This is a genomic window from Francisella sp. Scap27 (assembly GCF_013394105.1).
Classification (GTDB): Bacteria; Pseudomonadota; Gammaproteobacteria; order Francisellales; family Francisellaceae; genus Francisella; species Francisella adeliensis.
Window position 1 is genome coordinate 271,882 of the sequence record NZ_CP041326.1, and the last position, 12,082, is coordinate 283,963.

Consider the following 12,082-nt stretch of genomic DNA (forward strand, 5'->3'; position numbering starts at 1 on the left):
CTCCTCTCTTTAAGCATTTACGCAGTCTCTATAATCAATTGTTGTTAAATATTTAGTTGGTACACCAAAATCTGAAAAAACATTTTTTCTTGGTAAATGATATATTTTCTCTTGAAGTAATTCATTCGCTATAGTGGCACTTCTGTATGCTCCCAAACCAAGGTCTGGTGTTCCAACACCATGGCTGAGCATTTCAGCATTCTGAACGAATATATTTAGCTTAGTATTTTTCATTACTACTTGATAATCTCGACTTATATTGAAATTACCTTGGCTATCTTTAGTAATGAATTTTTCTAGTTTTCTAAGTGGTGAATTAATATCAGATTTATAGCCAGTAGCTGCAATAACTCTATCAGTTTGAATTAGGAAATCGCTTTCTTGGTGATTATGATAAAAATAACAATCCAGTTTTTCACTATTGTTACCAATACTATTTAACCTGCTATTAGATATCAGCTCAACGTTGTTACAGTTGCTTAAGTTTTGCTCGTAAAGCACATCATAAATATCTGAGATTGTTTCAGCACTAATACCTTTATATAACAAATCTTGCTCAGCTACTAATTCTGCTTTTTTATCACTAGAAAGGTTATAAAAATAATCAACATATTCTGGAGAAAAATGTTCTAAACCTAACTTAGAATATTCCATTGGAAAAAAACCTTTACTGCGTGTAACCCAACTAATATTTGTCGAGCTATTTTTTGATTTCATTAAATCTAGAAAAATCTCTCCTGCACTTTGGCCTGAACCAATGATTGTAATATGATCATCATCCAAAGCTTGAGCTTTTACATTAAGATATTCTCCACTATGATGTACCTTTTTATGATTACTATTACTTTGCGAAATAAATGCTGGTAAACAAGGTTTAGTGCCTAACCCTAGTACAATATTTTTAGTTAAAAATTTTGTAGTTTCACCACTTGATTTTCTTATGGTTACTGCCCAAGCTTCTTTTTCTTGTAAATTTTCATGTTCGATACTGATAACCTCACTATCAAAATTACAAGATTTACAATTAGTAGCTACCCATGAACAATAATCATTATATTCCTGTCTTGGAACAAAAAAATTTTCTTTGAAATAGAACTTATAAAGTCTGTCTTTTTCCCTTAAATAATTCAAAAAACTAAATCTACTTGTAGGATCAACCATGGTTACCAAATCTGCAAGAAATGGAACTTGTAAGGTTGCCCAATTCATCATCAAGCCAGGATGCCAACTAAAACTTTCTTTTTTATCAAAGAAAATGCTTTCTATAGGCTTATCTTCTAATAATGCTGATAACCCTAAATTAAAAGGGCCTATACCAACTCCTATTACATCATAAATTTTCATAATTTGCCTTAAATGGATTTTTAATATTTACATATACTGATTGACTTGTAAGCGGTGCTTGTAATTCATCTAGCCCATGTAAGCGTGTAAGTAAATTTGCTTTTAATGGAAGTAGGTCTTGTGATAATATTTTTTTACAAAATCTATCATTAACTTGATTTTTTGTAGCAAACTCAGTAATGAAATTCACAAATATCTCTACAAAGTTTTGCTCTTCTAGGTAATCAGTATTTGTAATAGCTTCAATTACTGCAATCAGATGATTAACTAAAAAATAGTAACTAAAATGATGATCAACAAATTCTTCAGTGCCGATGCAAAGATCATCAATATCCCCAAATATTTTTTGATTAATATGGTTTTCAATATAATAATATCCTTGGCTATCTCTATAAAAACTTCCTACAGGTAAGCCATCTTCTAACTTAATTAATGAATTTTGCTGGTGGGCCTCAAGAGCTATACCATACTCACAATACAACCAAAGTACTGGAGCTATAGCTATATTTAAATATGTCTCAAACCAGTAGCATGCCGCTTCTTTATAAGAAAGATTGCTTTGCTCGCTAAGATATTCAATCAGTGAACTAATCCGTGTCTTACCACTAAAAGGATCTGGCTCAGTTAAACTTGCTATACAAGCAATATCTTCTTCAGAATTAAAATTTGCCTCACGAACAATGCAAATACTCGAATCAATTATCTTATCGTTTACTTTTATCGCAGTATATGCAGGATCAGCGACTAAACCAAAATATGGAAATCTATTTTTCAAAATAGTTCCTAGTTGTCCTTTATACAAATTATAAACAGTGAGGCTTCTTTTACATTCTTTAGCTAAATTCACTCGCACAGAATTAGTGATTGCTACATTCAGGGAAAATTTAAGCATTATATTTAATTCTGGGGAATATACAGTTCTAACTGAAGTTGTTGGATAAAACCACGGTCCGATAACACCTATATCAATAATTTTGTTTTGATTTTTATACTCTTTAACTTCTTTTAATTTATTTAAAAAATTAGCTTGCCAAGGATGAACTACAAAAAGCTCATAATCTTTACTAGGCTTACCTGGTAAATCAATGTCTCTCACAAAAGATAGAAATAGTTCATCTACAGATTTTTCTAATAAGCTCTCAGTTGCTACAATAGCTTTATGCACATACATAAAATGTAGCTGCATTTTTCCATTAGTTTCTGGGGAATATTTAACAAACTCATCCTTAGAAAAACCTTCTCTACTTTTAGGGTCAGGTTGCTGTCTATGCCCAACTAAAAGGTTTTGTTCATTTTTTATAAATGAACTTTTATAGCTAAAAGCACCTTCCGACCGATCTTTTCTAACTGCTAATATAGTAGCTAAATTATCAGTTGAATTAATAACTCGCTGCAGTATCTCATTAGCTCCACTAGAGAGATTTTTTGAAACTGATAGCTCTTCAATTAACATTGATATAGCTCTTAAAGAAGTAAGTTGTTCTCTTTGATTTTCATCAATCAAATAACATGGAAGTTTCCAAGTTGGCGAGCCTAAAATAGATGAGATTATAACCTCTACTTCAATACTTTGATTACTATTAGTTAGATTTACCTGTAATAAATAATCCTTATTGACAGCTTTTTTTAAAAAAAAATTATCACTTTCACGGTAATAACAATTAAGTAAGTTTTTAAGAGTAATTTCATAAGCATGCTGAATCATTACACCCCTCCTCAACCTGGTTTTCAATAAATTGACCTTGTTTTTTTATTTTGTCTAGACAGTCAGAAACAAGGTCTAAAGTAACACTAGGATTAACAAAGGTTATCTTTAAAAATGTTTCTTTATTAACCTTTGTCTGAGCTATAGCAAATTCTCCACTTAAAAACATAGATTTATGAATTTTGCTATTAATAATATTTAGAGTTTCTCTAGAAGTACTTCCATCATTAAACCTAAAAACAGCAGTATTGAGACTATTATTAAGATGTTGATTTTCTTGAAATGCTAATTCTAGATATTTATCTGAGCCAATCAACTTAATTGTTTCTGTGGTTATCTCAAGTATATGGTCAATCCATTTAGCAAAGTTTTTAGTACCACAACATTTTAGAGCCATACAAAGTTTTAAAGCATCAAAGCGTCTAGTAGTTTGTATTGATTTATCAACTAGATTTAAAGCATCAAAACCATCCTGATCCGGATTAAGATAATCAGCATGATAGTTAATAAGGCTAAATAATGACTTATCTTTACAAAGAAAAGCTCCACAACTAATCGGCTGAAAAAAAAGTTTATGGAAATCTATAGTCACAGAATCAGCAAATTCTATACCTTTTAAACGTTGCTTATGATTATTTGAAAGTAGTAAAGCACCTCCAACTGCAGCATCCACATGCAGCCATATATCATGTGCTTGAGCAATTTTTGCTATTTGAGCTATATTGTCAATACACCCAAAATCAGTATCACCAACAGTTGTTACAACGCATAATGGAATTAGATTATTATCTATAAGATTTTGTATCCTGCTTAAAAGATCATCTGTATCTAGTTGTAAATTATCATCAGTATTTACAGTTTCTATACAGTTCATACCAAGCCCTAAAAGAGATAATGATTTATGTACTGAAAAATGTGTTTTCTTTGTACATAAGACTCTAAACTTACTTGCTTCTTTAGGCAGCCCTGACTTTGATACATTATGATTAAGCTGATGGTTACAGTAGTTATCTCTTGCTAAAAGAAGCCCCATTAGGTTTGATTGTGTACCTCCACTAGTAAAGACTCCATCAGTTACATCTTCACGCTCATATATCAGAGAATTAAGCCAATTAATTGTATTTTGCTCAATATAAGTGGCTATAGGACTTTGATCCCAAGAATCCATAGACTGATTTAATACTGATATAAATAACTCAGCTATTAGTGATGGCTGCATTACAGGACAATGTAAATGTGCCATAGATTTTGGAGAATTAATATTAAGAGAATTTTCTAATACAGCTTTAAACTGGTTTTCTAATAAAGTTTCGATACTCTGAGATTTTTCACCTATTTGAAAGCTCTGAACTTCTTGTTCTAATTCAGCTGCAGTTTTACCGCTATATACCCCATTTGAGTGAAGAAACTTAGAAATATTATTTAGTGCTTTATGCATATCTAAAGTATACGTTTCTATACTTTTACCTGAACTGTTTAGAAAGTATTTATCTAAATTAAGATTCATAAGTTCTCCACTACTGCTTGTTCAAATATTTTTACTACTTGATCTATTTCTTCTTTTTTTATCGTAAGAGGAGGCAAAAATCTAATTGTAGCTCCAAATCGACCTCCTAGCTCAACAATTAATCCTTTTTTAAAACAGGTTTTCTTTATATTCAAAGCTTTATCACCGTCAGCAGGGAAACTACCTATAAGATCAGGACTAGTGCTTACATCAACCACCTCCACTCCTATCATTAAACCCGAACCACGCACATCACCTATGCTTTCATATTTATTTTTTAAGCTACTCAACTTAGCTTGCAAATAGCTGCCAGTCTCTTTTACATTTTCTAAAAATTCCGGCTGATTGACCTTCTCAAGTACGACGCTTCCAGCAGCCATAGCTAATACATTTCCCCTAAACGTACCCGAGTGAGCCCCTGGCTTCCAAGTATCTAAAGCTTTTTTATAGATAATCACTGAAATTGGCAACCCACCTCCCAAAGCTTTTGATAGCACAATTACATCAGGCTCAATACCCGCTTTTTCAAAAGCATATAAATAACCTGTCCTACCTATACCACACTGAACTTCATCAACTATCAAAGGAATATCTAGCTCTTTAGTTATAGCTCTTATAGCTTTTAACCATTTAACTGGTGCAGGAATAACTCCTCCCTCTCCCTGTACAGGCTCAAGAATTATAGCAGCAGGTTTTTTTATACCACTTTCTGGGTCTCTTAAGAGTCGAGAAATGGTTTCAATATTTACATCTATACTCTGCTCTCCTTTTAAGCCAAAAGGACAACGATATGCATAGGGATAAGGTAAAAAATGGATATATGGTGACAACCCATTGATCTCTTGTTTTGGACCTAAATTGCCCATCATAGCTAAGGTGCCTTGCGTCATGCCGTGATAAGCACCATTAAAAGCCAGTATTGTCTCTCTGGTTGTAGCTGTTTTACATAACTTGATAGCAGCTTCAACAGCATCAGCTCCACTGGGACCACAAAACTGGATCTTTGCATTATCTTTATATGAAGCAGGTAAAGTTGCTAGTAGATCTTGCATAAATTTATGCTTTTCTTCTGTAAGTAAATCCAAAGTGTGTAAAGGAGAACCTTTGTCTAAACTATCTCTTATAGCATCTATAATTAAATCATTATTATGGCCAAGAGCTATACTGCCAGCCCCTGCTAAGCAGTCTATATATTTTTTACCATTAATATCTGTTAAGTAAATACTTTTAGCTGTTTTTATAACTAAAGGATTTTTCCTTGGATAACTTCTAGCATTAGACTCCCAACATGTCTGATCATGAAGCATATTCTCTGAGTTAAGCACTGTATTTGATTGCATTTATTTTACCGCTGTAATTAATATTGATAATTATTATCATTTATAATATATTCTATGTCAACCTTTTAACAGCATGAATATGGATTTAAAAAAATACATGAAAAAACAAATAAATGTCGCAAAATTTGGTGGCTCAAGTGTTGCAAATATAAGTGCAATAAATAAGTGTATTCATATACTCAATACACACTCTGATATAAAAATAGTTGTAGTTAGTGCTCAGTCTGGTATAACAAATTTATTAGAAGATCTCACAACTAGCAACCTTAAAAACTATAAAACTATAATTGCAAAAATTCATGAGATTATTAGTCCCATAACTCAACATATTGATCAAGAAGCTTTTATCTATTTTAGAACCTGTCTTAAAGAATTAGAGTTAATATGCCAAAATACTTATATAAACCCCTCAATAAAAACAACAGATCAAATACTCTCCTTTGGTGAACGCATGTCAGCTTATTTATTTACGCAAATTTTAAGAAAAAATGCTATTTCTGCTAGATATGTAGATGCTAGAAAAATCATAAAGACAAATAGTGAATTTACAGAAGCAAAACCATTGATAGAAAATATTTGTTTAGCTGCAGAAAACCATCTTTGCTTAGAATCAAATGAAGTAATTGTCTTAGGTGGGTTTATTGGTTCAAATGAAAACGATGAAACAACAACCCTTGGCCGAGGTGGTAGTGACTATTCTGCAGCACTTATAGCAGAAGCGATAGATTCTAAGCTTTTATATATTTGGACGGATGTTGCTGGGATATATCAAGCTGATCCAAGATTAATACCCACATCAAAAGTTATAAAGAAACTTAATTTTGCGGAAGCAAGTGAACTTTCCAGTTTTGGTGCAAAAGTATTACATCCTGCAACTTTACAACCTGCTATACGCAAAAATATTGAAGTTTTTATAGGATCTACTTTTTATCCTGAAAAAGGCGGAACTTGGGTTAGCAATATCAAAAAAGAAAAAAGATCTATTATAAGAGCTATTACAGAACGTAAAGAACAAATTTTAATCACTATAAAAAATTTAAACTTATCTAAAATTCCTGATATTTCTGCAGTATTTAAAAAATATCATATAAATATAAATTTGGTTAATGTGACTGATACAATGGTTTCTTTTACTATTAATCAAAATATTGAGCATCTAGAAAAAAATTTAATTAATGATTTGAACTATTTACTAGATAGTTGTGAAATTAGTATTGAAAGAAATTTATCTTTAACTGCTATTATTGGTAATAATTTAAATAAAATACCAAAATTGCCCAACAAAATTGCCAATATTATTGATCAATCTAATATAAAACTATCAAACTACGCTCCTGATGGAAATAGCCTATACTTAGTAACTAATAATAAGAACTTTCTAGAAAAAATATATAAAACTCTATTTTAATCTATATTTTCATTTTAATTACCAAACAATTTCATCAAACCAATATTGACTTCCTAAACATATTGTCTAATATTGACAATAAAACTAAGCTGGATATAGGATGAAAAGAAATTACTTTATTATAATGATCTCTGGATTATTTTTAATTAAATTTTCTTTTGCTGATGCTCGATCACAAATAATATTAGAGAATAACTGCCCCTCCCCTGTGTCTTTTGATATAAACCCTGGCAATAGTACTGGTGCTAAAATAATAAATAAAATTCTTGCTCCCAATGAATATGTAAATATTGGTAGTTATACAAATGATAATATTGTTGATTATATTTCTCTTATCGATATAAGCTATCACTCAATGCAAACACAAGATAGTGGCTATGTTCAGTATATCTTAAATAATGGATGGGAAGCTAATCATGCCAGTTTTGAAAAGCTACAAAACATCGCAGTTGAACACCTCAATGATACTTTTTCATATGACTGGCATAGCTATACCACCACATTAAAATATAGAATACCTATATTTACAGTTTCTGCCTGTCAAGAACAAATAAATTTAGAAAACAGTAAATTAAAAGATGTAGAAAGAATACTTATCTTTGGAGATAGCTTAAGTGATAATGGGAATTTATACGGCTATACTAATGGAATAATTCCGAAATCATTACCTTATAATAAAGGGATGTTCTCAAATGGCGTTGTATGGTCAGATTACCTTGCTAAGCTGGTAAAAAACAAAATTGCAGTAAGCAACTATTCTGTAGGTGGTGCAACTGCTATATTTGAGCCAGAATGGACAGACCTTGGTTTACCATATACGCTTGGAACTGAGTTAACCGCATATAATCTTGATAGTGGTGCCCATGATACGAATAAGAAATTAGCTATTTTTTTCATCGGAGCAAATGATTATCTAACTATAGCTGCAGACCAAGATCCTAATAGCATTCCTAACATAGCTAACCAGGTAACAAATAGAATTATATCTGTCATAAAAGAAGTAAATGCTGCTAAAACACTAATTATTGGCTTACCAAACTTGGCTCTTACCCCTGAATCAGCAGAAATAGGAAATCAACATCTTCTTCAGAAAATATCATTTTTGCATAATGGCCTCCTAAAACAATTTTCTGAAACTGATGACAATATTGAGTTTATTTCTTTAAATGATATGTTTGATATGTTAGTTAACAATACATCAAAATTTAATGAAGTTTATAAAACAAGCTTAAATCCTAACAAAATTTCACAAAGCTGTTGGATAGGAGGATACTTTATCCCCCAAGACTATAAATCTTCTGATTTTTACAAAGACCTACTCGTAGCAGACCCTGAAATAAAAGCTGTATATGAAGAAAACAATTTCAAAACTGAAGATATTGACATGAATAAGATACCACTTACTCCTGATATTACATCGGCCATTTTAGCTGCAGAAACAGGTACTTTATGCGATAATCCTCAAGAATTTATATTTTGGGATAAAGTACACCCAACCTACCAGATACAAAAAGCATTATTTGAATATATCACTAAAAAATTAGGATTAAAGATAAAATAAATCAAGTAAATAATTAAGTTTTACGATCAAACAATCACTTAAAGAATTAAAACTTTGGCTTATTAAGAATCTTAAAACTTAAAAAAATATAGCCAAAAGTTCATACAACAGGGTCTTTTGAAAGCTTAAAAGCAAAAATTCTTAGTAAATAAAACTTGCAGCTAAGCCTATAATGCCTCCGAATACCCCACCCCAAACAACTAACCAACCTAAATGTTCTTTAATAATTTTTTGTACTAGATCTTTGACCATTTCTGGAGTTAACTCATCAAGTCTTTTATCTATAACAATTTCTATCTTATCTACAGCTTTTTTTGAAATTTGAGAACTATCTATATTCATGTCAGCTATTATTTGCTCAAGCTTTGAGTCAATTTTTTCAATAAAAGGTTCTCTCAAACCATCTAAACCAGCTTTACCTCCAAGAAACATGTCTATCATAGAACCATATTTACTATCCATCAACATCTCAACAAAACTCTCAAAAATCTTATTATAATCAATCTTCTTGATAAGGTTTTCTTTGATGTATTTTTTTATAGTATCTTCATTTAAGAATCTATCTAAATTCTTTGCAGAAAAAAACTGCTCCATTATCATTTTTTTGATAGCTATTTTAAAACTCTCGAACTTATTTGGAATAATCCCAGAACCATATAAAAAAGGTATCTTCTCAAAAAGCATATATATAGCTAACCAGTTTGTTAAAGCACCTGATAGAGCATAAAAACCGACATTTTTTATATGTTGGTCAGCAAAATAAAATCCTAATACTGTAATCAGTAATGCAATCAGGTTAGTCATTAAACTTTTATTTATATGATTCATTTTTATATACCTTTATGATTAAAAGAAATTATAATAAGAGTAATATTCTAGCAAATAATTCATATATGAGAACTATCAGAGCATTTTTTACAGATATTCATGATGAAATATCTACTATTTCAATTACTGGTGAATACTTCAATTATTTTAAAAATGTTTTACGACTTAAAAAGTCTGATACTATTGAACTTTTCAATAATAAAGACAATTTTCAGTATACCTCTACAGTTATAGAGATTAATAACAAATCTATAGAACTAGAAATCTTATCTAAAAATATAATAGAAAATGAAAACTCATACTCAACCAATCTTTATCAATCGTTAATTAAACTAGAAAATTTTGAGCTCGTAATACAAAAGGCTACTGAATTAGGTGTCAATAACATCCACCCTATTATAACTGACTATACAAACTTGAAATTTGATCGCAAAAATATCGACAAAAAACTTGACCGTTGGCAGAAAATAGCAGTTTCGGCTTCCGAGCAATGTAGAAGAGTTTTTATACCTAGAATACATGAGCCTACAGAACTTAAAAATATAGATATTAATCAAGACCAACTCAATATAACTTTATGCCCATACACAAAAAACGATTTAAAGTTTGAAGAACAAATTAAGGTATCTAAAGAGATTAATATTTTTATAGGACCTGAAGGTGGTTTTAGTGATTCTGAAATGAGCTTATTCAAAAGTAAAATGAATTTTTCAACAATTAACCTTGGTAAAAGAATACTTAAGGCTGAAACAGCATCAATAAATATTCTATCCGTCATTAATTTCTTAAAATAACCTGTACTAAGCCCTTGTAATACCTAAATTTAGGTGGTTTAATTATCCACTTAATTTAATATAACTGAAGTTGATAAACTAGGAAGGACTTATGCAAAAAGACTATAAAACCCTATCTGCTCCATTTTGGATAGTTTGGGGTATAGAGTTTTGGGAAAGATTTGGTTTTTATGGGTTTCAAGCAATTATTGCTTTGTATTTTACTAAAAAACTTGGAATGAGTGAAAAAGATACTATATATCTCATGGGTTCATTTTTTGCTTTTACCTTTGGTTTTATCTGGGTTGGCGGACTTGTTGGAGATAAAATTTTTGGTGCAAAGCGTACAATAATAATTGGCGCAGTTATTCTTGGAGCATCTTACCTTGGATTTATGTTTGCAGATAGGGAGAGTATTTACTATATTTTTTCAGGAATAATTATTGGTAATGCTATTTTTAAAGCAAACCCTTCCTCGCTTATATCTAAAATGTTTAAGAAAGGTGATGGCCGTTTAAATAGTGCTATGACTCTATACTATCTGGCAATAAATATCGGCGGATTAATATGTATGGCATTGACGCCGATAATTTCTGAAGCTTATGGATATACCGAAGCTTTCATTTTATGTGGTGTTGGCTTATGTGTGGGTCTTTTAGGGTTTTTAGTATTTTATAATAAAATGGATGACCTTGATACCGAGGCTGGTAAACATCCTATTAATAAGACTTACGCTGTGTATGCTTTATGTGGAATTATTGCCTCGTTTCTTATTATTGCAAATATATTACCAAATACTCAGTTATGTATTGAGCTAACAGCTGTAGTAGTCACAATTGCGACAATATACTTTATATATATTGCCCTAAAATTAGAAAAAATTGAAAGAAATAGAATGCTTGTCGCTTTGATACTAGTTATTGAAGCTATTATATTTTACTCATTATACTTTCAAATGCCAACGACACTAACATTCTTTGCTGAACATAATGTTTCTTTAAGTATATTCGGATGGCATGTTCCTGCTGCTCAATACCAGTTTTTAAATCCATTCTGGATTCTTATACTGTCACCTATATTAGCTATTGCATATAAAAAAACTCATTTAACTCATGCTACTAAATTCTGTATTGGTACTGTTTTAATGTTTGTATCTTATTTAATATTATATTGCACAAAATTCTTTGCTACAGATTTTATTGTTTCTGGTGGCTGGTTATTCATATCTTATGCCTGCTCATCACTTGCTGAACTTCTTATAGGTGCTTTAGGTTTAGCTATGGTTGCAGAATTATGTCCAGCATTTATATCTGGGTTTGTAATGGGTTTTTGGTTTTTATCGACAATGATAGCATCATATATAGCTTCTTTTATTGGTTCATTCATAGCGTTACCAACTAGTGATGATATAGTTACAAAACAACAAAGTTTAGAAACTTATACAACAGTATTTGGTTATATTGCTCTTTCCATATTCATCATTAGTATATTTATGATAATGATAGCCCCTACACTAAACAGATACATTAATAAGGCTTATGTTTCTAAACTAAAAACACTCGCAGATGAAGACTGATCTTTTTATTAGTATCAATCTTATATCTAAATATATGCTA

The 12,082-nt window shown here is 30.8% G+C and carries 9 protein-coding genes; 4 read left to right on the plus strand and 5 right to left on the minus strand.

The window, feature by feature from the left end; translation table 11 throughout:
- Positions 1–9: 9 nt before the first annotated feature.
- The 4 genes from FLM55_RS01285 to FLM55_RS01300 are packed head-to-tail and all read right to left on the minus strand — an operon-like array spanning position 10 to position 5,896.
- A complete protein-coding gene (locus FLM55_RS01285; protein ID WP_178947657.1) occupies positions 10–1,344 on the minus strand; it encodes a lysine N(6)-hydroxylase/L-ornithine N(5)-oxygenase family protein in 1,335 nt (444 codons plus the stop codon).
- The gene (locus FLM55_RS01290; protein ID WP_178947658.1) at positions 1,331–3,049 is read right to left on the minus strand and encodes an IucA/IucC family siderophore biosynthesis protein; all 1,719 of its coding nucleotides are present in this window, start codon (positions 3,047–3,049) and stop codon (positions 1,331–1,333) included. Before FLM55_RS01290 ends, FLM55_RS01285 begins: the two co-directional genes overlap by 14 nt.
- Positions 3,030–4,556, minus strand: a complete 1,527-nt coding sequence (locus FLM55_RS01295; RefSeq protein ID WP_178947659.1) for an aspartate aminotransferase family protein — start codon at positions 4,554–4,556, stop codon at positions 3,030–3,032. Before FLM55_RS01295 ends, FLM55_RS01290 begins: the two co-directional genes overlap by 20 nt.
- Positions 4,553–5,896, minus strand: coding sequence for a diaminobutyrate--2-oxoglutarate transaminase (locus FLM55_RS01300; protein ID WP_178947660.1), 1,344 nt, complete (start codon positions 5,894–5,896; stop codon positions 4,553–4,555). Before FLM55_RS01300 ends, FLM55_RS01295 begins: the two co-directional genes overlap by 4 nt.
- A gap of 97 nt (positions 5,897–5,993) precedes the next feature.
- On the opposite strand from FLM55_RS01300, the gene FLM55_RS01305 reads away from it, so the two are divergent.
- Positions 5,994–7,304, plus strand: coding sequence for an aspartate kinase (locus tag FLM55_RS01305; RefSeq protein WP_178947661.1), 1,311 nt, complete (start codon positions 5,994–5,996; stop codon positions 7,302–7,304).
- A gap of 100 nt (positions 7,305–7,404) precedes the next feature.
- Entirely contained in the window at positions 7,405–8,865 is a 1,461-nt protein-coding gene (locus tag FLM55_RS01310; RefSeq protein WP_178947662.1) for an SGNH/GDSL hydrolase family protein, read from the plus strand.
- 141 nt (positions 8,866–9,006) lie between these two features.
- Here the strand turns inward: FLM55_RS01310 and FLM55_RS01315 are convergent, their stop codons facing one another.
- Positions 9,007–9,693: a DUF445 family protein gene (locus tag FLM55_RS01315; protein ID WP_178947663.1), complete on the minus strand. Its 687-nt coding sequence runs from the start codon at positions 9,691–9,693 to the stop codon at positions 9,007–9,009.
- Positions 9,694–9,758: 65 nt separating this feature from the next.
- On the opposite strand from FLM55_RS01315, the gene FLM55_RS01320 reads away from it, so the two are divergent.
- Together FLM55_RS01320 and FLM55_RS01325 are read left to right on the plus strand one after the other, a co-directional pair.
- The gene (locus FLM55_RS01320; protein ID WP_178949029.1) at positions 9,759–10,487 is read left to right on the plus strand and encodes a 16S rRNA (uracil(1498)-N(3))-methyltransferase; all 729 of its coding nucleotides are present in this window, start codon (positions 9,759–9,761) and stop codon (positions 10,485–10,487) included.
- Between the two features lie 91 nt (positions 10,488–10,578).
- Positions 10,579–12,042, plus strand: a complete 1,464-nt coding sequence (locus tag FLM55_RS01325) for an oligopeptide:H+ symporter (RefSeq protein ID WP_178947664.1) — start codon at positions 10,579–10,581, stop codon at positions 12,040–12,042.
- The last annotated feature ends 40 nt before the right edge of the window (positions 12,043–12,082 follow it).